Below are 23923 nucleotides of genomic sequence, written 5' to 3' on the forward strand. Positions count from 1 at the left end.
GCGTGAACGTCGCGAAGCGTACCTTTGATGCGGTCATCGTGGGCGCCGGCGGTGCCGGCCTGCGTGCGGCCCTGCAACTCTCCGAAGCCGGCCTCAAGACCGCCGTGCTGACCAAGGTGTTCCCGACCCGCTCGCACACGGTTGCGGCGCAGGGTGGCGTGGCGGCCTCGCTCGGCAACTCGACCGAGGACAACTGGCACTGGCACATGTACGACACCGTGAAGGGGTCGGACTGGCTGGGCGACCAGGATGCCATCGAGTTCATGTGCAAGAAGGCCAACGAGGTCGTCGTCGAGCTCGAGCACTACGGCATGCCCTTCGACCGCACCGACAACGGCAAGATCTACCAGCGCCCGTTCGGCGGTCACTCGATGAACTACGGCCAGGCGCCGGTCATGCGCTCCTGTGCCGCGGCCGACCGTACCGGCCACGCCATGCTGCACGCGCTGTACCAGCGCAACGTGCGCGCGAACACCCAGTTCTTCGTCGAGTGGATGGCGCTCGACCTGATCCGCGACGCCGACGGCGACGTGCTCGGCGTCACCGCGATGGAAATGGAGACCGGCGAGGTCTCGATCTTCCACGCCAAGGCCACCATCTTCGCCACCGGCGGTGCGGGCCGCATCTACTACTCCTCGACCAACGCCTTCATCAACACCGGTGACGGCGTGGGCATGGCGGCGCGCGCCGGCATCCCGCTCGAGGACATGGAGTTCTGGCAGTTCCACCCGACCGGCGTGGCCGGCGCGGGCGTGCTGATCACCGAGGGCGTGCGCGGCGAGGGCGGCATCCTGCGCAACGCGTCGGGCGAACGCTTCATGGAGCGCTACGCGCCGAACCTGAAGGACCTCGCCTCGCGCGACGTCGTCTCGCGCGCGATGACCACCGAGATCAACGAGGGGCGTGGCGCCGGTCCGGACAAGGATCACGTGCTGCTCGACATCACCCACCTGTCGCCCGACACCATCATGAAGCGCCTGCCGGGCATTCGCGAGATCGCGATCCAGTTCGCCGGCGTCGACCCGATCAAGGCGCCGATCCCGGTCGTGCCGACCTGCCACTACCAGATGGGTGGCATTCCGACCAACTACAAGGGTCAGGTCGTGGTGCCCAAGGACGGCAACCCGAACAGCCCGGTAGCCGGCTTCTACGCCGCGGGCGAGTGTGCCTGCGCCTCGGTGCACGGCGCCAACCGCCTCGGTACCAACTCGCTGCTCGACCTGCTGGTGTTCGGCAAGTCCGCCGGCGAAACCGTGGTCGAGGACTTCAAGTCCGGCCAGCTCAAGCTCAAGCCGCTGCCCGTCGATGCCGCCGACATGTCGCTCGCCCGCCTGGCGCGCCTGGAGGGCCAGACCAACGGCGAGAGCGTGTTCGACGTCGGTCTCGAGATGCGCCGCACCATGCAGAAGCACGCCGGCGTGTTCCGCTTCGACGACCTGCTCAAGGAAGGCGTGCAGAAGATCGGCGAAGTGGCCGAGCGTGCCAAGCGCACCGAGATCAAGGACAAGTCCAAGGTCTGGAACGTCGCCCGCATGGAAGCGCTGGAGCTCGACAACCTGATCGAAGTCGCGCGCGCCACCATGGTGTCGGCCGAGGCCCGCAAGGAGTCGCGCGGCGCCCACGTGCGCGACGACGCGCCGGATACCGCCGAGAACCCGAACGGCCGTGACGACGCCAACTGGCTCAAGCACACCCTGTGGTACAGCGAAGGCAACCGCCTGGATTACAAGCCGGTGAACCTGAAGCCGCTGTCCGACGACGTCGAGCCGATCGCGCTCGCCAAGCGCACCTACTGAGCGCCCGGGAGAAACACACATGACCAAGCGTACCGTTCAATTCAAGATCTACCGCTACGATCCGGACAAGGACGAGAAGCCCTACATGCAGGACATCTCGGTCGAGCTCGAGGCTTCCGACAAGAAGCTGCTCGACGCCCTCGTCCGCCTGCGCGCCAAGGACGATTCGATGTCCTTCCGCCGCTCCTGCCGCGAAGGCGTGTGCGGTTCGGACGCGATGAACATCAACGGCAAGAACGGCCTGGCCTGCCTGACCGACATCGACAGCCTGCAGCAGCCGATCACGCTGCGCCCGCTGCCCGGCCTGCCGGTCATCCGCGACCTGATCGTCGACATGACGCAGTTCTTCAAGCAGTACCACTCGATCAAGCCCTACCTGGTCAACGACGACCCGGCGCCCGAGCGCGAGCGTCTGCAGACGCCCGAGGACCGCGAGGAGCTCAACGGCCTGTACGAGTGCATCCTGTGCGCGTGCTGCTCGACCTCGTGCCCGTCGTTCTGGTGGAACCCGGACAAGTTCGTCGGCCCGGCCGGCCTGCTGGCGGCCTACCGCTTCCTCGCCGATACCCGCGACCAGGACACCAATGCGCGCCTCGACAACCTCGAGGATCCCTACCGTCTGTTCCGCTGCCACACCATCATGAACTGCGTCGACGTCTGTCCGAAGGGTCTGAATCCGACCCGCGCGATCGGCAAGATCAAGGACATGATGGTCCGCCGCGCGGTCTAAGGGCAGGCCGACGGCATGACGATCAACAGGGGGCGCGTGCGCTGGCAGTGCCGTCGAGCCTTGCTCGAGCTCGACCTTGTGTTCACGCGCTTTCTCGAAAGGCATTTCGATCGTCTGACCGACGATCAGGTGGCGGATCTGGACGACCTGCTGCGCTGCGACGACTACGACATCTGGGCGTGGGTCAATGGCAGCAAGGCATGCGACAACGACCGCTGGAAGGAGATGATCGGATTGCTGCGTCAGGGCTGACGCAGCGCTTCCGGTCGGAGTACGACGACAAGCAGTTAAACCGGCAAGTAGAAGGGACGATCTATGAGCACTGAACGCACTGCAACCCTCACCGTCGATGGCAAGACCGTCGAATTCCCGGTCATGACCGGCACCCATGGCCAGGATGTCATCGACATTCGGACCCTGGGCGGCAAGACCGGCCTCTTCACCTACGACTCGGGCTTCCTGTCGACGGCCAGCTGCAAGTCGAAGATCACCTTCATCGATGGTGACAAGGGCGAGCTGCTCTATCGCGGCTACCCGATCGAGCAGCTTGCCGAACAGTGCAACTTCCTCGAGGTCGCCTATCTGCTGAAGAACGGCGAACTGCCGAACGCCCAACAGCGCACCACGTTCGAGAGCACGATCAAGAACCACACGATGCTGCACGACCAGATCACGAAGTTCTACTCGGGCTTCCGTCGTGATGCGCACCCGATGGCGGTCATGGTCGGTGTGGTCGGTGCCCTGTCGGCCTTCTACCACGAGGCGATGGACTTCTCCGACGCCGAACACCGCAGCGTGTCGATCAACCGCCTGATCGCCAAGCTGCCGACGATCGTTGCGATGGCCTACAAGTACAACAAGGGCGAGCCCTTCATGTACCCGCGCAACGACCTCGACTATACCGCGAACTTCATGCACATGATGTTCGGCACGCCGTGCGAGAAGTACGAGCCGAATCCGGTGCTGGTGCGTGCGCTCGACGTCATCTTCACGCTGCACGCCGACCACGAGCAGAACGCCTCGACCTCGACCGTCCGCCTGGCCGGTTCCTCCGGTGCCAACCCCTTCGCCTGCATCTCGGCCGGCATCGCCTGCCTGTGGGGCCCGGCGCACGGCGGCGCGAACGAAGCCTGCCTGAACATGCTGGAAGAGATCGGCGACGTGTCGCGCGTCGGCGAGTACATCAAGCGCGCCAAGGACAAGAACGACAGCTTCAAGCTGATGGGCTTCGGCCATCGCGTGTACAAGAATTTCGATCCGCGTGCCAAGCTGATGGGCAAGGTCTGCGCCGACGTGCTCGGCGAACTGGGCCTCGAGAACGACCGCCTGTTCAAGCTCGCCAAGGAACTCGAGAAGATCGCGCTGGAAGACGAGTACTTCGTCGAGAAGAAGCTCTACCCGAACGTCGACTTCTACTCGGGCATCGTGCAGAAGGCGCTGGGCATCCCGACTTCGATGTTCACCTGCATCTTCGCGCTCGCGCGCACCGTGGGCTGGATCACCCAGTGGGAAGAGATGATCACCGATCCGGAGTACAAGATCGGCCGTCCGCGCCAGCTCTACGTCGGCGCCGCGCGCCGCGACGTGCCGGCACTCGCACAGCGTCCGTAAGAGACGATGGAGAGGGGAGGAAGGCTTCGCCGACTCTGAGGTATACGGGGTGGCTGCGCGTGCGTGGCCATCCCGTTTTTCCTTCGGAGGGGCGCCAGGCCGTTCCCGAACACCGCATCACCCCCCAATCGGGGCAATAGCACATAACAGGTGGCTTTCATCATGATGAAGCAACTCGAACAGACTTCTCACTTGTTCGGCTCGAACGCGCCGTTCATCGAAGAGCAGTACGAAAATTACCTCGCCGACCCGTCGTCGGTGTCCGCCGAATGGCGCGAATACTTCGACAAGCTGCAGAGCCAGGCCGGCGCCGCGGAGCGCGACGTGGCCCATGGCCCGATCATCGCCGCCTTCGAGCAGATGGCCAAGCGCGGCCCGGTCCGCACCGTCGTCGCCGGCGGCGGCGAGGACAAGCAGCAGGTCTCGGTCCTGCAGCTGATCAACGCATACCGTTTCCTCGGCAACCGCTGGGCCAACCTCGACCCGCTCAAGCGCACCGAGCGTCCGCAGATCGCCGAGCTCGAGCCGTCCTACTACGGCTTCACCGAGGCCGACCTGTCGAAGGGCTTCAACGTCGGCTCCTTCCACGGCTTCAGCACCGAGCGCGCCACCCTGCGCGAGATCCTCGAAGCCCTGCGCCAGACCTATTGCAGCTCGATCGGCGCCGAGTACATGTACCTGACCGACATCGCGCAGAAACGCTGGATCCAGAGCCGTCTGGAAAGCGTCCGCGGTACGCCGAAGTTCTCGGTCGAGATGAAGAAGCGCATCCTCGAGCGCACCACCGCGGCCGAAACCCTCGAGCGCTACCTGCACACCCGTTACGTCGGCCAGAAGCGCTTCTCGCTCGAAGGCGGCGAGTCGGCGATCGTGGCGATGGACGAGATCATCCGCGTCGCCGGCGGCCTGGGCGTCGCCGAGACGGTGATCGGCATGGCCCACCGCGGCCGTCTCAACGTGCTGGTCAACACCCTGGGCAAGTCGCCGTCGATGCTGTTCTCGGAGTTCGAGGGCAAGGCCGCGGCCGACCTCACCGCAGGTGACGTGAAGTACCACATGGGCTTCTCCAGCGACGTGATGACCCCGGGCGGCCCGATGCACCTGACGCTCGCCTTCAACCCGTCCCACCTCGAGATCATCAACCCGGTGGTCGAAGGTTCGGTCTATGCCCGCCAGGTTCGCCGCAACGACGCCGACAAGGGCCAGGTCCTGCCGGTGCTGATCCATGGTGACGCGGCCGTGGCCGGCCAGGGCGTGAACCAGGAGATGCTGAACTTCTCCCAGACCCGCGGCTACGGCACGGGCGGCACGGTGCATCTGGTCGTCAATAACCAGATCGGCTTCACCACCTCCGACCCGCGCGACTATCGCTCCTCGCTGTACTGCACCGACATCTTCAAGATGGTCGAGGCGCCGATCTTCCACGTGAACGGCGACGATCCGGAGGCCGTAGCCTTCGTGACCGCGCTGGCCGTCGAGTTCCGCCAGCAGTTCAAGAAGGACGTCGTGGTGGACATCATCTGCTTCCGCAAGCTCGGCCACAACGAGCAGGACGAGCCGATGGTGACCCAGCCGCTGATGTACCGCACCATCCAGAAGCACCCGGGCACCCGCAAGCTCTACGCCGACCGTCTGGTCGCCGAAGGCACGCTGAAGTCCGACGAACCCGAGCAGATGATCGCCCAGTACCGCGAGCACCTCGACAAGGGCGAGCTGCTGTACAACCCGGTGCTGTCCGGCCACAACCGTCAGTTCGCCGCCGACTGGTCGCCGTACCTCAAGCAGCCGTACACCGACGACTGCGACACCACCGTGCCGGTGCAGGAGATCAGGCGCTTGGCTGCGCGGCTGACCGACGTGCCCGCGAACTTCACGCTCCACTCGCGCGTCAAGAAGATCATCGACGACCGCGCGGCGATGGGCCGTGGCGAGCTCCCGCTCGACTGGGGCATGGGCGAGAACCTCGCCTACGCGAGCCTGCTCGCACAGGGCTACGGCGTGCGCATCTCCGGTGAGGACGTCGGCCGCGGCACCTTCTTCCACCGTCACGCGGTGCTCCACGACCAGAAGCGCGAGCGCTGGGACGAGGGCATCTTCAAGCCGCTGGAGCACATCCAGGACGGCCAGGCGGGCTTCCAGTGCTATGACTCGGTGCTGTCGGAAGAGGGCGTGCTCGCCTTCGAATACGGCTACTCGACCACCGAACCGGACCAGCTCGTGGTGTGGGAGGCCCAGTTCGGCGACTTCGTCAATGGCGCCCAGGTCGTGCTCGACCAGTTCATCAGCTCGGGCGAAGCGAAGTGGGGCCGCCTGTCCGGCCTGACGCTGATGCTGCCGCACGGCTACGAGGGTCAGGGTCCGGAGCACTCGTCGGCGCGTATCGAGCGCTACATGAACAACGCCGCCGAGCACAACTGGCAGATCTGCGTGCCGACCACGCCGGCGCAGATCTTCCACCTGCTGCGTCGCCAGATGCTGCGCAAGCTGCGCAAGCCGCTGATCATCATCACGCCGAAGTCGCTGCTGCGTCACAAGGAAGCGATCTCGTCGATGGACGAACTCGCCAACGGCCAGTTCCAGACCGTGATCCCCGAGGTCGAGAAGCTCGACGCCAAGAAGGTCAAGCGCGTCGTGCTGTGCCAGGGCAAGATCTACTACGAGCTGCTGGCCCATCGCCGCGAGAACAAGATCACCGACACCGCGCTGGTGCGTATCGAGCAGCTGTATCCGTTCCCGGCCGACGCCTTCGCCAAGGCGATCGAGCAGTTCCCGAACGCCAAGGAAGTGGTCTGGTGCCAGGAAGAGCCGCGTAACCAGGGTGCGTGGTACTGGCTGGCCTCGCGTCAGCACCTGGTCAACGTGCTCGGCACCAAGCGCAAGCTGCTGCTCGTCAGCCGTCCGGCCGCCGCGTCGCCCGCCGTCGGCTACTACGCGGTGCACAACGCACAGCAGAAGGCGGTCATCGAGAATGCCTTCGGTCCGATCCAGGACACCACCCCGCAGTCCCCGAACCGATAAGACAACTAGGGAGAGATATTCATGCTGATCGAAGTCAAAGTACCGCAGCTTTCCGAGTCCGTGTCCGAAGCCACCCTGGTCACCTGGCACAAGAAGGAAGGCGAAGCCGTCTCGCGCGACGAGAACCTGATCGACATCGAGACCGACAAGGTCGTGCTCGAGACCCCGGCGCCGGCCGACGGCGTGCTGGTCAGGATCATCAAGCAGGGGGGTGACACCGTCACCTCCGGCGAGCTGATCGCCCAGATCGATACCGAAGCCAAGGCCGCCGCCGGCGCTGCCCCGGCCGCCGAGCCGGTGCCGGCCGTGACCCCGCCGCCCGCCGCATCGTCGGCCGCCGGCGCCGCCAGCCCCGCTGCGCGCAAGATCCTCGACGAGAAGGGCATCGCCGCCGCCGACGTCGCCGGCTCGGGCCGTGGCGGTCGCGTGACCAAGGAAGACGCCGTCGCCGCCCAGCCCAAGGCTGCCGCCGCCGCTGCCCCGGCCGTGATCGCCGCGGTCGGCGATCGTGCGGAAGAGCGCGTGCCGATGACCCGCCTGCGTGCCCGCATCGCCGAGCGCCTGATCCAGTCGAAGAACGAGAACGCCATCCTGACCACGTTCAACGAGGTCAACATGGCGCCGGTGATGGCCCTGCGCAAGCAGTACGGCGACAAGTTCGAGAAGGCCCACGGCGTGCGCCTGGGCTTCATGGGCTTCTTCGTCAAGGCCGCCGTGGCCGCGCTGAAGAAGTTCCCGATCCTGAACGCCTCGGTCGATGGCAACGACATCGTCTACCACGGCTACATCGACATCGGCATCGCGGTCGGTTCGCCGCGTGGCCTGGTGGTGCCGATCCTGCGCAACGCCGAATCGATGTCGATCGCCGAGATCGAACTCAAGATCGCCGAGTTCGGCCAGAAGGCCAAGGACGGCAAGCTGTCGCTCGACGACCTGTCGGGCGGCACCTTCTCGATCTCCAACGGTGGTGTGTTCGGCTCGATGATGTCGACCCCGATCATCAACCCGCCGCAGTCGGCCATCCTCGGCATTCACGCCACCAAGGATCGTGCCGTGGTCGAGAACGGCCAGGTCGTCGTTCGTCCGATCAACTACCTGGCGATGTCCTACGACCACCGCATCATCGACGGTCGCGAGGCGGTGCTGGGCCTGGTCACGATGAAGGAAGCGCTGGAAGATCCGGCTCGCCTGATCCTCGACGTCTGATCACAACGCACAGGGGCGCGTCACGCTGCCGGGCTCATCGTCCGGGCGGTGGGGCAGCGCCCCGTTTTCCTGTAGGGAGAGATGAATGTCCAAAGAATTCGACGTCCTCGTCATCGGCGGCGGCCCTGGCGGCTATGTCGCCGCCATTCGCGCGGCGCAGCTCGGCTTCAAGACCGCCTGCTGCGAATCCAACCCCTATGCCGACCCCAAGGGTGAGCCGCGTCTGGGCGGCACCTGCCTGAACGTCGGCTGCATCCCCTCCAAGGCGCTGCTGCACACCTCGCACCTGTTCGAGGAAGCGGGGCACGCCTTCGAAGGCCAGGGCATCAGCGTCGGCACCCCGAAGATCGACGTGCCGAAGATGATCGCGCGCAAGGCCGGCATCGTCGACCAGCTCACCGGTGGCATCAAGGGCCTGTTCAAGAAGAACAAGGTGACGCTGCTGAACGGCCACGGTTCCTTCGCCGGCAAGGGCGATGCGGGCTGGCACGTGAACGTGGGTGACCAGCTCGTCGTCGCCAAGCAGGTCATCGTCGCCACCGGCTCGTCGCCGCGCCATCTGCCCGGCATCCCGGTGGACAACAAGATGGTGTGCGACAACGTCGGTGCGCTCGAGCTCGACGCGGTGCCGAAGAAGCTCGCCGTGATCGGTGCCGGCGTCATCGGCCTGGAGATGGGCTCGGTGTGGCGCCGCCTGGGTGCGGAAGTGACCGTGCTCGAAGCCCTGCCGGATTTCCTCGGTGCTGCCGACCAGGACGTGGCCAAGGAAGCGCTGAAGGTCTTCACCAAACAGGGCCTCAAGATCAGCCTCGGCGTGCAGATCGGCGAGGTCAAGGTCGGCAAGAAGAACGTCACGATCGCCTACAAGGACAAGGACGGCGCCGACCAGAAGCTCGACGCCGACCGCCTGATCGTGTCCGTCGGCCGCGTGCCCAACACCCAGGGCCTGAACGCCGACGCGGTCGGCCTCAAGGTGAACGAGCGCGGCCAGATCGAGGTCGACGGCCACTGCCGCACCAACCTGCCGGGCGTTTGGGCGGTGGGTGACGTGGTGCGCGGCCCGATGCTGGCGCACAAGGCCATGGAAGAGGCGGTGATGGTCGCCGAGCTGATGGCGGGCCAGGCCGGGCACTGCAATTTCGACACCGTGCCCTGGGTCATCTACACCAGCCCGGAGATCGCCTGGGTCGGCAAGACCGAGCAGCAGCTCAAGGCCGCCGGCGTGGCCTACAAGGTCGGCAAGATCCCGTTCCTGGCCAACGGCCGCGCGCTCGGCATGGGCGACTCGACCGGCTTCGTCAAGATGCTGGCCGATGCCGCCACCGACCGCATCCTCGGCGTGCACATCATCGGCGCCAACGCCTCCGAGCTGATCTCGGAAGCCGTGGTGGCGATGGAGTTCGCCGGCTGCTCGGAAGACCTGGCGCGCATCTGCCACGCCCACCCGACGCTGTCGGAAGTGGTGCACGAGGCCGCGCTCGCCTGCGACAAGCGCCCGCTGCACTTCTGAGCGACGCGTGAAGCGTGAGGGGTGAGGCGCGAGGCATTCTCGCGCCCACCCCTTCTTGCGTTAACCTGCTGCCCCCGATCAAAGCCGACCATCGACTCATCATGCCCCACCGCATCCTGAACGTTCCCCAGCACGGGATGATCGACGCCTACGAAAGCCAGTTGAAGGCGCGCGGATTCAAGTCCGACCCCGCCCAGCGCGCCGCTGCCCAGCGCCTGCAGGGGCTCTATACGGAGCTGATCGGCTTCAAGGCCGCGCGCCAGGGCAGCCGGATCAAGCAGTTCTTCAACAAGCCGCAGATGCCGCGCAGCGTGTATTTCTGGGGCGGGGTGGGGCGCGGCAAGAGCTTCCTGATGGATTGCTTCTTCGACGCCGTGCCCTACAGGCGCAAGCGCCGGGTGCACTTCCACGCCTTCATGCAGGAAGTGCAGAACGACCTCAAGGACCACAACCACGAGCCCGATCCGCTGCAGAAGGTGGCCGATCGCATCGCCAGGGCGACCCGGCTGCTGTGCTTCGACGAGTTCCACGTCTCCGACATCGCCGACGCGATGATCCTCGGGCGGCTGCTCGAGGCGCTGTTCGCGCGCGGCGTCATCTTCGTGATGACCTCGAACTACCCGCCCGACGGCCTGTACCCGAACGGGCTGATGCGCATCAACTTCCTGCCCACGATCGCGATGATCAAGCAGCGCTTCGACGTCATCGAGGTCGACAACGGTACCGACTACCGCCTGCGCACGCTGGAGAACATGGAGATGTACCTCGTCCCGCACGACGAGGCCGCCCAGCGCAAGATGGCCGAGGACTTCCGCCGCCTGGCGGCGAGCGAGGGGCGCGGTGGCGCGGTCGAGGTGCTCGGCCGCAGCCTGCCGGTCATGCGCCAGGCGTCGGGCGTGATCTGGTTCGATTTCGCCACGCTGTGCGGCGGCCCGCGCTCGCAGAACGACTACCTGGAGATCGCGCGCGAGCACCACACCGTGATCCTCTCCGAGGTGCCGAAGATGCTCGTCGGCAACGCCTCCGAGGCGCGTCGCTTCACCTGGCTGATCGACGTGCTCTACGACCACCGCGTGAAGCTGATCATGAGCGCCGCGGTCGAGGCCCACGAGCTCTACACCGAGGGCCACAACGCCCACGAATTCGTGCGTACCGTCAGCCGGCTGATGGAGATGCGCACGCGCGACTATCTCGCGGAAGCACACCGCACCGAGTGAGGACGCGGGCGCCGGCCCGGCGGCGGGCCGGGCGCTGGCGGGAATGGGACGGACGGGCATGATATGATTGCCCAAAACTAAATGCCGCACGCTTCGGGTGCCCGCGTTCTGCGGACGGGCATCGTGAATCTGTCGCGCTTCACGGCGCAGGTTGCCCCCGCGACACCGTGCGGCCCCGGTACCACCCTCGGGTACCGTACCCCGACAATCCCGATTGCAGGAGCCCCGCCATGATGCATGCGCTCGTGGCCTGCCGGACGTTGATCTTCGCGTTCGTTCTCGCAGGCCTCTTCCCCTCCTTTTCATCGGCCGCGGAGACGGCCGCGCAGGGCGCCGCCGGCGAACCCGGCCACCAGCGCCTCGCCGATCTGCTCGAGGACGATGCCGCCCGGTCCGCCTTGATCGAGCAGCTGCGCAAGCTCGGCGAACAGGACAGCGCGGACGCGCTCGCGGCCGAAGGCGCCGGGCCTTCGCTCGCCGCGCGCGTCGCCGACTTGTCGCAGCGCGTGGCGCAGGGGGTGGTGGGCGAGACGCACAATGCACTCGACGCGGTCGGCGACGCCTGGCAGCTCCTGCTCGCCGCCGAGCCCCAGGTGCTGGCCTGGCTGGTGGGGGAGTTCGTGCTGCTTATGGCAGTGGCGCTGCTTGCCTTTCGCCTGCTGTCGGCCGCGACCGGCTCGCTCATCCGCGCGCTCGACCGTCTTGCGGCGCGCCCCGACGGGCCGGGCGCGCTTGCCTGCTTGAGGCGCGGCCTCGGCCTCGCGGGGGCGCTGCTGTGCGACCTGGCGGCGATCGCGCTGGCATGGCTGGCCGGTCATGCGGTGGCGGTCTTCGTGCTCGGCGCGCCGGGCGAGTTGCGCGCGGAGGCGTCGCTCTTCCTCAATGCCTTCCTCGTCGTCGAGAGTCTGCGTGCCGTGCTGCGCATCCTGCTCTCGCGCCATGGCGAGCACTTGCGCATTCTGCCGCCTGCCGCAGAGGAGAAGGCCTACTGGTATGCGTGGATATCGCGCATGGTGTTCTTCCTCGGCTACGGGCTGATGCTGGTCGTGCCGATGCTGGACCGCTTCGTGACGGCCGGGCTGGCGCGCACCGTCGCGATCGTGATCATGCTCAGCGCGCTGCTGCGCGCGGTAGTGATCGTGATGCAGAACCGGGCGCGCGTCCGCGCCGCGCTCGAGGCCCTGGGCGAGCGCATGGGTTCGCCGTTCGCGCGTGTGAGCCTGGCGATCGGCGCGCGCATCTGGCACATCGCGGCCATCGTCTATCTCGCCGCCATCCTGGTGACGGCGATCCTGTATCCGGAGGAGGCGCTGCCCTTCATGCTCGCGGCGACCGGACAGACGATCGTCGCCGTGGTCGTCGGCATCGCACTCGCGGCCCTGCTGACCCAGGTGATCCTGCGCCGCATACGCCTCGGCGAAGAGCTGCGCACCAAGTTCCCGCTGCTGGAGTCGCGCCTCAACGCCTATGTGCCGACCGCGCTGAAAATCGCTCGCTTCGCGATTCTTGGTGTCGTGGTGGCATTCATCGCCGATGCGTGGACGCCGTTCGACCTGGGCGCCTGGGTGAGCTCGGACGCAGGGGCGAGCGTCATCGGCCGCCTGCTGTCGGTGGCGCTGATCGTCGTGCTGGCCCTGCTGGTTTGGCTGGTGGTCGCGAGCTGGATCGAGTTCCGCCTCAACCCGGACGCTGGCGCGGCGCCCAACCCGCGTGCGCGAACGCTGCTCACGATCTTCCGCAATGCGGTGGCGATCGCGCTGGTGGTGGTGACCTCGATGGTGGTGCTGGCCGAGATCGGCATCAACATCGCGCCGCTGCTGGCGGGGGCGGGCGTGCTCGGCCTGGCGATCGGCTTCGGCGCGCAGAAGCTGGTGCAGGACGTGATCACCGGCGTCTTCATCCAGCTCGAGCGCGCGATCGACGTCGGCGACGTCGTCACCGCGGGTGGCATCACCGGCACCGTGGAGCGCATGACCATCCGCTCGCTGGGCTTGCGCGATCTGTCGGGGACCTATCACCTGCTGCCCTTCTCCTCGGTGGATACGGTATCGAACTACAACCGCGACTTCGCCTACCACGTCGGCGAGTACGGCATCGGCTACCGCGAGGACACCGACGAGGCGATCGTGCACCTGCGCGCGGCCTTCGACGAACTGCTGCAGGACCCGGCGCTGCGCGAACAGATCCTCGGCGACACGCTGGAGGTGCACGGCGTCACCGCCCTGGCGGACAGCGCGGTCAACGTCCGGGTGCGGATCAAGACCCTGGCGGGCTCGCAGTTCGCGGTCGGCCGGGCCTACAACCGCCTGGTCAAGCGCCACTTCGACGCTGCGGGCATCGAGATTCCGTTCCCGCACATGACGCTCTATTTCGGCGAGGACAAGCACGGCAAGGCGCCGTCGGCCCACGTGAGATTGCTCGAGGGCCCCGAGCCCGCTGCGCAGGCCCGGGGAAGCGCCTGAGACTCAGGTGCCGATCACGCCGCCGTCGTCCTTGGTGACGATGACGGTCGCCGAGCGCGGGCGGCCGCCGGCGGCGTCCGGCCACCGGCTGAAGGCCAGCGGGTTGGCGGCGATGTAGTCGTCCATCGAGGTGCCTGCGGGGACCGCCGGGCGGTTCGGGTGGCTGCCGACCTCGCCCGGATGCTGGACGTTGATGAACATCGTCCTGCCGTCCGGGGTGAAGGTCAGGCCGGTGATCTCACAGCCCGCGGGGCCGACCAGGAAGCGGCGGATCTCGCCGGTTTCCGGGCTGGCGCACAGCATCTGGTTGTTGCCCTGACCGGCATAGACGCCGGTGTTGCTGAAGTTGCCGTCGGTCTGGATCCACAGCCGGCCGTCGGCGTCGAAGCCGATGCCGTCGGGGCTGTTGAAGGTGTTCGAGGTGTCGATGGCCGCCGAGCCGGCGTTGAGGTCACCCGCCGCATACACGTTCGGGTTGCCGGCGATCACGAACAGATCCCAGTCGAAGCTCATCGCGCCGGCGTCGTTGCCGGCCTCGCGCCAGCGCACGATCTGGCCGAAGCGGTTGGCGGCCCGGGGGTTGGCGTCATCGACCGCGGCGGCGCTGCGGCCGCTGTTGTTGGTCAGCGCGCAGTAGACCTCCTTGGTGGCCGGATGCACGGCGATCCATTCCGGGCGGTCCATCTTGGTCGCGCCCACCGCGTCGGCGGCCAGACGGGTCTTGATCAGCACCTCGGCCTGGTCGGCAAAGCGGGCGTCGGCAGCCAGCACCGGGTTGGCCTGCTTGTCGAGCAGCACCCATTCGCCGTTGCCCATGAAGTCGCCCGCGCTCGCGCCGTTGCCGAACTTCGCGACGTAGAGCTTGCCGTGGTCGAGCAGGTGGCGGTTGGCGGCGTCCTTGCCCGGCACGAAACGGCCGTCGGACACGAACTTGTAGATGTAGTCGTTGGTCTGGTCGTCGCCCATGTAGACCACGACGCGACGATCGGCGGTGAGGGCGTAGGCACAGTTCTCGTGCTTGAAGCGGCCGAGGGCGGTGCGCTTGACCGGCATCGACTCGGGGTCGAAGGGGTCGATCTCCACCACCCAGCCGAAGCGGTTGGACTCGTTCGGCTCCTTCGCGTAATCGAAGCGATCGTCGAACTCTTCCCAGCGGTAGACGGTGCCGCGGGCGCTGATGCCATAGCGCTTCATCGACTCGTCGCGGCCATCGACGCCCGAGGTGGTGCCGAAGTAGCCGTTGAAGTTCTCTTCGCAGGTGAGGTAGGTGCCCCAGGGCGTGAAGCCGTTGGCGCAGTTGTTGAGCATGCCGAGGACGGTGCTGCCGCTGGGGTCGGCCTGGGTCTTCATCAGCGCATGGCCGGCGGCCGGGCCGCTGATCCGCATCGGCGTGTTGCCGGTGATGCGGCGGTTGTACTTCGAGCCGAGCACGATCTCCCACTTGTTGCGCTGCTGGCGGATGTGGATGACCGAGGCACCGTGCGCGTTCTGCGCCTTCAGCACCTTGTCCGCGGTCCACGGCTCCATGAACTCGGCGCCGAACAGGTATTCGTAGTTGCAGTACTCGTGGTTCATCACCAGCAGGCCTTCCTGGCTCGACTTGCCATGGAGCGGGAAGAAGTGCATGCCGTCGTGGTTGTCACCGATCTGGCGGGCCTGCTCGGCGCCGGTGTTGGTGCCGTCCGGCTTCCACGCCGGCGAGTCGGGGAACAGCGCGTCGCCCCAGGGGGCGATGACCTGCGCGCGGTAGCCCGGCGGCACGACGATGGCATCGCCGCTCGCGGCCGCGACCGGCGCGAAGCCGATCTTCGGCGCCTTGTGGGCGCCCGTGTGGCCGTAACCGGCATCCATGTGCTGATGGGCGTGCTGGGCGGCCTGCGCGGCGAGCGGGGCGGCGAGGAAGGCGGCGGCGCCGAGGCCGAGACCGCTCTTGAGGAAGCCGCGGCGCGACACGACGCGATCCACGACGTGCTGGAAGTGCTCGTTGTCGGAAAGGTTGCTGGGCAGGTCGTCGAGGTCGAACTGACTCATTGGATGCTCCACGGGTCGGGTGACTGAAGGGGAAGCGGGATTCTCCCGGCTGTGGATTTCAGTTCCGTGACCGGCGTGTGAAGATCTCGCGCCAGCAATGCCGCGTGCTAGGACAAATGAATTTGCGGAAGCGGGCGGTAGTGACCCGGTGGGCGCTATACTCTCGCGTTTTCATCGTTTCCCCGAGTCGATGTCCGACCCCGCCCCGATCTTCGCCGCCGACGGCCCGCTCGCCGCCGCGATCCCCGGCTTCCGCGCCCGTCCGCAGCAGATCGAGATGGCGCAGCAGATCGCCGCGGCGCTGCGTGAGAACCGTGTGCTGGTGGCCGAGGCGGGGACGGGCACCGGCAAGACCTTCGCCTACCTGGTGCCGGCCTTGCTGGCCGGCGGCAAGGTCATCATCTCCACCGGCACCAAGACCCTGCAGGACCAGCTCTTCAACCGCGACCTGCCCACGGTTCGGGCCGCGCTCAAGGTGCCGGTGTCGATCGCGCTGCTCAAGGGCCGCGCCAACTACGTCTGCCATTACCACCTCGAGCGCAATGCGCGCGACGGGCGCTTCCTCACCGCCCAGGACGCCGCCGACCTGCGCGCGATCGGCCGCTTCGCCCAGGTCACGCAGAGCGGGGACAAGGCCGAATGCACCGACGTGCGGGAGGATTCGCCAGCCTGGATGGCCGCCACCTCGACGCGCGACAACTGCCTCGGCCAGGACTGTCCGTACAAGGAGGAGTGCTTCGTGATGCAGGCGCGGCGCAACGCGATGGACGCCGACGTGGTGGTGGTCAACCACCACCTCTTCTTCGCCGACGTGATGCTGCGCGACGAGGGCATGGGCGAGCTGCTGCCGGCCTGCAACGCGGTGATCTTCGACGAGGCGCACCAGCTGCCCGAGACCGCGAGCCTGTTCTTCGGCGACAGCGTATCGACTGCGCAGGTGCTGGAGCTGGCGCGCGACACGCGCTCCGAGACCGTGGCCGCGGCGCGCGACTGCGTGCCCATGATCGATCAGACGCGCAACCTGGAGAAGGCCGCGCGCGACCTGCGCCTCGTGTTCGGCAGCGAGAGCGCGCGGATGTCCGCCGCGCAGGCCGCCGAGCGCGAGAACTTCGATGCCATGGTCGAGGCGCTGGAGAAGGCGCTGGCCGACTTCCAGGCGGTGCTCGACACCCAGGCCGAGCGCTCCGAGGGCCTGGGCAACTGCCTGCGCCGCACCGAGGAGATGGCCGAGCGCCTGGCGAGCTGGCGCAAGCCCGAGGACAAGGACGTGATCCGCTGGGTGGAGGTGTTCACCCAGTCGCTCGCGCTCAACGCCACCCCGCTGCACGTGTCGGACGTGTTCAAGCGCCAGCTCGAGGGCCATCCGCGGGCGTGGATCTTCACCTCGGCCACGCTTGCGGTCGGCAAGGCCGACTTCGGCCACTACTGCCGGGAGATGGGCCTGGCGTGGATGGACCCGCCGCCGCTCACCGCGGTGTGGGGCAGCCCCTTCGACTACGCCGAGCAGGCCTTGCTGTACGCGCCCGCCGGCATGCCCGAGCCGAATTCACCCGACTACACCGAGCGTGTCGCCCGGGTCGCACTGCCGCTGATCCGCGCCGCGCGCGGGCGCGCCTTCGTGCTGTGCACCTCGCTGCGCGCGATGCGCCGGATCCACGAGCTGATCCTCGATGGGTTGCAGCAGAGCGGCGACGCGCTGCCGGTGCTGTTGCAGGGCGAGGGCTCGCGTACCGAACTGCTCGAACGCTTTCGCCGCCTGGGCAACGCCGTGCTGGTGGCGAGCCAGAGCTTCTGGGAAGGCGTCGACGTGCCTGGCGATGCGCTGTCGCTGGTGGTGATCGACAAGCTGCCGTTCGCGCCGCCCGACGATCCGGTGCTGGCGGCGCGCGTCGAGCACATGCAGAAGCAGGGCCTGAGTCCCTTCGTGCATCACCAGCTCCCGAAGACGGTGATCAACATGAAGCAGGGTGCCGGGCGCCTGATCCGCACCGAGCGCGACCGCGGCGTGCTGTGCATCTGCGACCCGCGCATGATCGACAAGTCCTACGGCAAGGTGGTGTGGCGCAGCCTGCCGCCGATGCGCCGCACCCGCGTGGAGGCCGATGCGGTGGCCTTCCTCGAATCCCTGCCGCCGCCGCGACAGGGCGGCTGAGCGCGCTCTGTTGTATCCTCTCGGGTCACGCAACCCGAACCCGAAGCGGCTTTTCGATGAAAGTTTTCGGTTTCGCCGGCTGGTCCGGCTCCGGCAAGACCACCCTGGTGGAAAAGCTGATCCCCGAGTTCACCGCACGCGGCCTGCGCGTGTCGGTGATCAAGCATGCGCACCACGGCTTCGATCTCGACAAGCCCGGCAAGGATTCCTGGCGCCACCGCGAGGCCGGCGCCACCCAGGTGCTGATGCTGTCCAACGAGCGCTGGGTGCTGATGCACGAGCTGCGCGGCGAGCGCGAGCCAACGCTGGACGAGCAGTTGCGCCTGCTCGAACCCTGCGACCTGGTGCTGATCGAAGGCTACAAGGCCGCCGCGGTGCCCAAGATCGAGATCCACCGCCCGTCGCACGGCAAGCCGCCGCTGTGGCCGGAGAATCCGCACGTGGTCGCGGTGGCCACCGACGCCGGCGAGGGCGCGAGGCTCGACTGTCCGCTGCCGCGCCTGCCGCTCAACGAGCCGGCACCGATTGCCGACTTCATCCTGGATTATCTGAAGACCCGATGAACCCCAACATGCTTTCCTTCGACGAGGCCTACACCAAGCTGCTCGGCTTCGTGCGCCCGGTGCGCGAGATCGAGCAGGTGGATACGATGTTCGCCGCCGGCCGCGTGCTCGCGGTGGCCCAGCACTCCACCATCGACCAGCCGCCCATGGACAACTCCGGCATGGACGGCTACGCGCTGCGCGCGGCCGATGTGCCCGCCGCCGGCACCCGTCTGCCGGTGAGTCAGCGCATTCCGGCCGGCAGCGTCGGCCACGAGCTCGCACCCGGCACCGCCGCGCGCATCTTCACCGGCGCGCCGCTGCCGCCGGGCGCCGACACCGTGGTGATGCAGGAGCTGTGCGAGCACGACGGCGAGCACGTGATCGTCAACACCGTGCCGCGCGTCGGAGAGGCGGTGCGCAGGACGGGCGAGGACATCGCGGTCGGCGACCTGATCCTGCCCGCGGGCGAGCGCCTGACGCCACAGGCGGTGGCGCTCGCCGCCTCGATCGGGCTGGCGCAGCTGCCGGTGCTGCGCCGGGTGAAGGTGGCGATGTTCTCCACCGGCTCCGAGCTGGTGATGCCGGGCGAGCCGCTGCCGCCGGGCGGCATCTACAACTCCAACCGCTTCATGCTGCGCAGCCTGCTCGCCGACCTGGGCTGCGAGGTCGAGGACTTCGGCATCGTGCCCGACCGCCTCGACGCCACCCGCGAGGTGCTGCGCCGCGCCGCGCACGGCCACGACCTGATCCTCACCAGCGGCGGCGTGTCGGTGGGCGAGGAAGATCACGTCAAGCCGGCGGTGGAGGCCGAGGGCAGCCTCGACATGTGGAAGATCGCGATGAAGCCGGGCAAACCGCTGGCCTACGGCCATGTGCACGGCGCGGCCTTCATCGGCCTGCCGGGCAACCCGGTGTCGAGCTTCGTGACCTTCCTGATGATGGTGCGCCCCTTCCTGCTCGCCACCCAGGGCGTGCGCGAGGTGGCACCGACCTCCATCATGCTGCGTGCGGATTTCGACTGGCCGAAGCCCGACCGCAGGCGCGAGTTCCTGCGCGCGCGCATGAATGCGCAGGGTGGGGTGGAGCTGTTCGCCAACCAGGGCTCGGCGGCGCTGAATTCGACCGTGTGGGCCAACGGCCTGGTCGATATCCCGGCCGGCACCGCGATCGCGCGTGGCGAGTCGGTGCGCTTCCTGCCCTATGGTGAGCTGATGCACTGAGCCGCTTCGCGGCCATGTGTTCCGGAAATCGACTGTGGATGTTCGAGCGATGACGACGAAGGTGAAGGTCCTCTACTTTGCGAGCCTGCGTGAGGCGGTCGGGCGATCGGCCGAGGAGTTCGCGCTGCCCGCGGGGGTGAGCACGGTCGGTGCGCTGCGCGCCCATCTGGCCGAACGCGGCGAGGGCTGGCAGGCCCTGGATGCAGGGCGCAACGTGCGTGCCGCGCTCAACCAGCGCATGGTCGGCGCCGAGGCGCCGGTCGCGGCCGGCGACGAGGTCGCGTTTTTCCCGCCGGTCACCGGGGGCTGAGTCATGGACCGCCATCCCGAGGTGAGTGTGCAGGAAGCCGATTTCGATGTCGGCGCCGAGATCGGCGGGCTCGGCGCGGGCCGGCGCGATGTCGGCGCGATCGCGAGTTTCGTCGGCCTGGTGCGCGACGTGAACGACGGCAGCGGCGTGCATGCGATGACCCTGGAACACTATCCGGGCATGACCGAGCGCGCGCTCGAGGAGATCGTCGACCAGGCGAAGGCGCGCTGGGCGCTGTTCGGCGTGCGCGTGATCCACCGCTACGGGCGGCTCGAGCCGACCGACCGCATCGTGTTCGTCGGCGTCGCCAGCAGCCACCGCGGCGACGCGTTCGCCGCCTGCGAGTTCATCATGGACTACCTGAAGACGCGGGCGCCGTTCTGGAAGCTCGAGGAAACGCCGGAGGGCGCGCGCTGGGTCGACGCACGCGAGACCGACGATTCGGCTGCGGCGCGCTGGGACGAGGGCGTGGCGGACGGGCAGGGCTGAGCGGGACCGGAAGGGACCGCCGTGCCGCAGGGTGCGATTGCGGTGCCGTGAACGCACAAACGGCGCCTTGCGGCGCCGTTTCTCATCGAGCCGGCAGTGGCTCAGCGACGGCCGCGACCGCCCTGCTGGGTGAAGGCCTGGAAGGCCTCGGTCGAGGCGCGCGTCATCTGCTCGAAGGCCGCGCGGGTGGTGTCCATCGCGGTCTGCATCGCACCGAGGGCGTTCTGGTCGGAGATCGGCATGCCCTTGAACATCTTCTGCATGGCTTCGAAGATGTCGGTGCTGCCGCTGGAGAGCTGCTCGCCGATGAGCTTGCCGAATTCGGCCTGCGTCGAGGCGGTGATCTCGGCGATCTGACGGGCGCAAGCGAGCATCTGCTCGGTGGTGCTCTGCGCGTAGTGCGTGCGCAGATCCATCATGTCCTTCGGATCCTTGGTGGCCGACAGCGCCTTGGCATTCTCGACGCCTTCCTCGAACAGCCGCTTGGCGGTGTTCACCTGGATTTCCATGATGCGCTGCGAGTTCTCGATGGACAACTGAGCCAGCCGCATCGCGGCCTCCAGGTTCTTCTTCTGAAGTTCGTTCAACTGTTCTTGCTTGCTGGCCATAAGGTCCTCTCCACTCGCGTTCATTGATTGTCTGGTTCGATTCGAGAAGGCACCCGCCGTCCGCCGCTCGTGCCTTCATCGGGCAGATGCGGTGCAGCGGAACACGATCCCTTTTATACGATAGCATACGCCGCCCTGGCGGCCCGACCCACGACGCTCGTCGAGCCCGCTGTTCAGCGGATCAGGGGGCGGTCCGGCAGTCCGCCATCGCTGGGTCGGGGGGCGTCTTCGGGGGGGCGCGGGAAATGCTCGGCGAGTCGTGTGTGCACGACATCGAGCGCCGAGCCGAGCCCTTCCTCGATCCGTCCGTTGCGGCAGGCCGCGGCGACGCGCTCGACCAGCGCGCGCCATTGATCCTCGCCGGTGCAGCGGGCGAGGGCGCGGTCGGCGACGATCTCGATGCGATGCTCGGCGAGGAGCAGGTAGACGAGGACGCCGTTGTTGAACTCGGTGTCCCATACCCGCTGTTTGCCGAACAGCGTGAGCGCGCGGTCGCGCACCACGTCCTCGATCGTCTCGCCGCGCACGAGGTGGCGCCACAGGTAGCTTGGCGGCAGGCTGGCCTCTACGCACAGGCAGATCTGGCCGGTGTGCGTGCGTTCGCTGGCGCTGACGCGGGCTTCGAGGCGACCGATGGCGTCGTCGCCGAGGGCGCGTCGCGCGTCGTCGGCATCCAGCCACAGATGGCGCAGGCAACGCAGCAGGCGCTTCATCACCATCCTCCCGATGCGCCGCCGCCGCCGAAGCTGCCGCCGCCGCCCGAGCGGAAGCCGCCGCCACCGCGCCCCCCGCTGCCGCCGAAACCGCCGCCGCCGATGAGCGGCCCGCCGCCGCGGTGCGGCGGTCCGCCACGACCGCCACTGCCGACCCCGAGGGCGAGCACGAACACCACCGCCAGCACGCCCGCGACGATGGCGAGCAGCAGGCTGGCCGTCAGCACATTGACCACGAGGCCGGTGAGGCCGCCGGTCAGCAGCGAGCCCGGCTTGCGCCCGAACAGGCCGATCAGCACCGCGCCGAGCATCGGCACGCCGACGAAGAGCAGGGCGCCGAGATCCTCCAGGCTGGTGCCGCGATCCGCGGCGCGCTCCGGCGCCGAAAGGGGCAGTCCCTCGCCGCGGATCAGCGCGCTCAGCGCGTCGACGCCGGCGTTCAGGCCGCCGGCGAAGTCGCCGCGGCGGAAGGCGGGGGTGATGGCGCCGTCGATGATCCGCCAGGCGGCGAGGTCGGGGATCGCGCCCTCCAGGGCACGGGCGAGCTCGATCCGCACCTTGCGGTCTTCCCTGGCCACCACGATCAGCACGCCGTCGCCGACCTCGCGACGGCCGATCTTCCAGGTGTCGGCGACGCGGAAGGCGTAGGCGGCGATGTCCTCCGGCTGCGTGCTCGGCACCAGCAGGACGACGATCTGGCTGCCTTGTGCGGCTTCGAACGCGGCGAGCTTGTCTTCCAGCGCCTGGCGCTCGGCGGTGCTCAGGCTCGCGCTGCGATCGATGACCCGGGCGCTGAGCGGCGGCACGGCCTGCAGGGACTGGGCGCATACGACGGGGGCGAACAGCGCCGACGCCCACAGCAGGACCCACATCAGCAGCGTGCGGATCCCGAGCGGGGACGGCAAGGGGCGCGATGAGCACCCGTGCGGAGCGGCAGTGCGTGCCATGCGGCAGGACGCGCTCACGGCGTTCCGCATCGGGGGCTTCAACGGCCGCCCTGAGTACCGAAATCGACCCGCGGCGGTGCGGAGATCTCGGCTTCGTTGGCGACCGTGAAGCCCGCCTTGGGCTTGTAGCTGAAGACCATTGCGGTGAGATTGGTCGGGAAGCTGCGCGCCAGCACGTTGTACTCCTGCACCGCCTCGATGTAGCGGTTGCGCGCCACGGTGACGCGGTTTTCCGTGCCCTCGAGCTGCACGCGCAGGTCCTGGAAGCCCTGGTTGGCCTTCAGGTTGGGGTAGTTCTCCGACACCGCGAGCAGGCGCGACAGCGCGCTGCCGAGCTGGCCCTGGGCCTGCTGGAAGCGTTCCATCGCCTGTGGGTCGTCGAGCATCTCCGGCGTGACCTGGATCGCGGTCGCGCGCGACCGCGCCTCGATCACCCGGCTCAGCGTTTCCTGCTCGAAGTTCGCCTCGCCCTTGACCGTCTCCACCAGGTTGGGGATCAGGTCGGCGCGGCGCTGGTACTGGTTCAGGACCTCGGCCCAGGCCGATTTCGTCTGCTCGTCCAGACGCTGGAAGTCGTTGTAGCCGCAGCCAGACAGGCCGAGCGCGGCGGTGAAGGCGAGGATGACGGGGAAGCGTCTGAGGGGCGTGAACATGGGGATCCTCCGGCTCATGCCGTGGTTATATGGCGCACTCTAGCAGCGCGAAAGGCGTTTTTGTTCTTGCTCAAGGATTCGGGGTGCGACAGCAAATAAGCTCCACACGCTGCGATTCCGGCCGCAGAACGAGACCGGAGCCCAACCGATGGAAGAGACCACGATGTTCGAGAATGCTGTTCACCCCTTCGATGCGCGCGGCGTCGCCAAGCGCTTCCGCCATGCCGCGATCTTCGGTGCGCTCGAGTCGCTCGAGGACGGCGAGGTGATGCGCTTCGTCAACGACCACGACCCGCTGCCGCTGCTGAACCAGATCCAGCAGCGCTACGGCAACCAGGTCGGCATCAACTATGTTGCGCGCGAGCCGGGCAACATCGTCATCGACTTCACCATCCAGCTCGGCGCGCCGGCTGCCGTGGGTGCGCCCGCGGCCGCAGCTGCCGCCGTCGGCGGTGGCTGCGGTGGCGGTGGCGGTCACGGCTGCTGCTCCTAAGCCTTCCCGTACTTGCGGAAAACCGCGCGGGCGTCTGCCTGCGCGCGTTCCAGCGTGCAGATCGACGGATCGTCGTCGTGCCCGCTGAAGAAGTCGTCCGCCTGGGCGGCCATCACCAGCTTGATGGCCGCCTCTTCGCTCTGGTCGTAGCGCTCGTAGAGCAGGGTGGCGACTTCGTCGAGGTGCTGTTCGTAGGTCATCGGCATCGCTCG

General features: G+C 67.6%; 21 protein-coding genes. 15 read left to right on the forward strand and 6 right to left on the reverse strand.

The window, feature by feature from the left end; all coding sequences use genetic code 11:
* The first annotated feature begins 2 nt into the window (after positions 1-2).
* From sdhA to CKCBHOJB_RS08835, 9 genes are all read left to right on the forward strand, one after another.
* Positions 3-1796 carry a succinate dehydrogenase flavoprotein subunit gene (gene sdhA / locus CKCBHOJB_RS08795; protein WP_281051592.1) on the forward strand — a complete coding sequence of 598 codons (1794 nt, stop codon included), beginning with the start codon at positions 3-5 and terminating at the stop codon, positions 1794-1796.
* A 19-nt stretch (positions 1797-1815) separates the two neighbouring features.
* A complete protein-coding gene (locus CKCBHOJB_RS08800) occupies positions 1816-2526 on the forward strand; it encodes a succinate dehydrogenase iron-sulfur subunit (RefSeq protein ID WP_281051593.1) in 711 nt (236 codons plus the stop codon).
* 15 nt (positions 2527-2541) lie between these two features.
* The gene (locus CKCBHOJB_RS08805) at positions 2542-2778 is read left to right on the forward strand and encodes a succinate dehydrogenase assembly factor 2 (RefSeq protein WP_281051594.1); all 237 of its coding nucleotides are present in this window, start codon (positions 2542-2544) and stop codon (positions 2776-2778) included.
* A gap of 63 nt (positions 2779-2841) precedes the next feature.
* Positions 2842-4137 (forward strand): citrate synthase, encoded by a 1296-nt coding sequence (gltA, locus tag CKCBHOJB_RS08810; protein WP_281051595.1) that lies wholly within the window; start codon positions 2842-2844, stop codon positions 4135-4137.
* Between the two features lie 162 nt (positions 4138-4299).
* Positions 4300-7155 (forward strand): 2-oxoglutarate dehydrogenase E1 component, encoded by a 2856-nt coding sequence (locus tag CKCBHOJB_RS08815; RefSeq protein WP_281051596.1) that lies wholly within the window; start codon positions 4300-4302, stop codon positions 7153-7155.
* A gap of 21 nt (positions 7156-7176) precedes the next feature.
* The gene (gene odhB / locus CKCBHOJB_RS08820; protein WP_281048316.1) at positions 7177-8361 is read left to right on the forward strand and encodes a 2-oxoglutarate dehydrogenase complex dihydrolipoyllysine-residue succinyltransferase; all 1185 of its coding nucleotides are present in this window, start codon (positions 7177-7179) and stop codon (positions 8359-8361) included.
* Positions 8362-8446: 85 nt separating this feature from the next.
* Positions 8447-9871 (forward strand): dihydrolipoyl dehydrogenase, encoded by a 1425-nt coding sequence (lpdA, locus tag CKCBHOJB_RS08825; RefSeq protein WP_281048317.1) that lies wholly within the window; start codon positions 8447-8449, stop codon positions 9869-9871.
* A 101-nt stretch (positions 9872-9972) separates the two neighbouring features.
* Positions 9973-11088, forward strand: a complete 1116-nt coding sequence (zapE, locus tag CKCBHOJB_RS08830; protein ID WP_281048318.1) for a cell division protein ZapE — start codon at positions 9973-9975, stop codon at positions 11086-11088.
* A gap of 230 nt (positions 11089-11318) precedes the next feature.
* Positions 11319-13550 (forward strand): mechanosensitive ion channel domain-containing protein, encoded by a 2232-nt coding sequence (locus CKCBHOJB_RS08835; RefSeq protein ID WP_281048319.1) that lies wholly within the window; start codon positions 11319-11321, stop codon positions 13548-13550.
* Positions 13551-13553: 3 nt separating this feature from the next.
* Here the strand turns inward: CKCBHOJB_RS08835 and CKCBHOJB_RS08840 are convergent, their stop codons facing one another.
* A complete protein-coding gene (locus tag CKCBHOJB_RS08840; RefSeq protein ID WP_281048320.1) occupies positions 13554-15581 on the reverse strand; it encodes a PhoX family phosphatase in 2028 nt (675 codons plus the stop codon).
* Positions 15582-15771: 190 nt separating this feature from the next.
* Between CKCBHOJB_RS08840 and CKCBHOJB_RS08845 the strand changes: the two genes are divergently transcribed.
* Genes CKCBHOJB_RS08845 through moaE form a run of 5 tightly spaced genes read left to right on the forward strand, consistent with a single transcriptional unit; the run spans position 15772 to position 20297 of the window.
* Positions 15772-17733: an ATP-dependent DNA helicase gene (locus CKCBHOJB_RS08845; protein ID WP_281048321.1), complete on the forward strand. Its 1962-nt coding sequence runs from the start codon at positions 15772-15774 to the stop codon at positions 17731-17733.
* A gap of 56 nt (positions 17734-17789) precedes the next feature.
* The gene (mobB, locus tag CKCBHOJB_RS08850; protein ID WP_281048322.1) at positions 17790-18296 is read left to right on the forward strand and encodes a molybdopterin-guanine dinucleotide biosynthesis protein B; all 507 of its coding nucleotides are present in this window, start codon (positions 17790-17792) and stop codon (positions 18294-18296) included.
* Positions 18293-19498: a gephyrin-like molybdotransferase Glp gene (gene glp / locus CKCBHOJB_RS08855; RefSeq protein WP_281048323.1), complete on the forward strand. Its 1206-nt coding sequence runs from the start codon at positions 18293-18295 to the stop codon at positions 19496-19498. Before mobB ends, glp begins: the two co-directional genes overlap by 4 nt.
* A 49-nt stretch (positions 19499-19547) precedes the next feature.
* Entirely contained in the window at positions 19548-19808 is a 261-nt protein-coding gene (moaD, locus tag CKCBHOJB_RS08860; RefSeq protein ID WP_281048324.1) for a molybdopterin converting factor subunit 1, read from the forward strand.
* Positions 19809-19811: 3 nt separating this feature from the next.
* Positions 19812-20297, forward strand: coding sequence for a molybdopterin synthase catalytic subunit MoaE (gene moaE / locus CKCBHOJB_RS08865; protein ID WP_281048325.1), 486 nt, complete (start codon positions 19812-19814; stop codon positions 20295-20297).
* A 101-nt stretch (positions 20298-20398) separates the two neighbouring features.
* On the opposite strand, the gene CKCBHOJB_RS08870 is transcribed toward moaE, so the two are convergent.
* The 4 genes from CKCBHOJB_RS08870 to CKCBHOJB_RS08885 all read right to left on the reverse strand — a co-directional run bounded on the left by CKCBHOJB_RS08870 (position 20399) and on the right by CKCBHOJB_RS08885 (position 23218).
* A complete protein-coding gene (locus tag CKCBHOJB_RS08870) occupies positions 20399-20905 on the reverse strand; it encodes a phasin family protein (protein WP_281048326.1) in 507 nt (168 codons plus the stop codon).
* A gap of 173 nt (positions 20906-21078) precedes the next feature.
* Positions 21079-21618: a TPM domain-containing protein gene (locus CKCBHOJB_RS08875; protein WP_281048327.1), complete on the reverse strand. Its 540-nt coding sequence runs from the start codon at positions 21616-21618 to the stop codon at positions 21079-21081.
* Positions 21618-22490 (reverse strand): TPM domain-containing protein, encoded by an 873-nt coding sequence (locus tag CKCBHOJB_RS08880; protein WP_281051662.1) that lies wholly within the window; start codon positions 22488-22490, stop codon positions 21618-21620. Before CKCBHOJB_RS08880 ends, CKCBHOJB_RS08875 begins: the two co-directional genes overlap by 1 nt.
* 113 nt (positions 22491-22603) lie before the next feature.
* Entirely contained in the window at positions 22604-23218 is a 615-nt protein-coding gene (locus tag CKCBHOJB_RS08885) for a LemA family protein (RefSeq protein WP_281048328.1), read from the reverse strand.
* Between the two features lie 148 nt (positions 23219-23366).
* On the opposite strand from CKCBHOJB_RS08885, the gene CKCBHOJB_RS08890 reads away from it, so the two are divergent.
* Positions 23367-23711 carry a DUF2249 domain-containing protein gene (locus tag CKCBHOJB_RS08890; RefSeq protein WP_281048329.1) on the forward strand — a complete coding sequence of 115 codons (345 nt, stop codon included), beginning with the start codon at positions 23367-23369 and terminating at the stop codon, positions 23709-23711.
* Here CKCBHOJB_RS08890 and CKCBHOJB_RS08895 read toward each other — a convergent pair.
* The gene (locus CKCBHOJB_RS08895; RefSeq protein WP_281048330.1) at positions 23708-23917 is read right to left on the reverse strand and encodes a hypothetical protein; all 210 of its coding nucleotides are present in this window, start codon (positions 23915-23917) and stop codon (positions 23708-23710) included. The genes CKCBHOJB_RS08890 and CKCBHOJB_RS08895 overlap by 4 nt on opposite strands.
* Positions 23918-23923: the final 6 nt, after the last annotated feature.

The sequence above is a fragment of the Thauera sp. GDN1 genome, assembly GCF_029223545.1.
In the GTDB taxonomy this organism is placed as follows: Bacteria; Pseudomonadota; Gammaproteobacteria; order Burkholderiales; family Rhodocyclaceae; genus Thauera.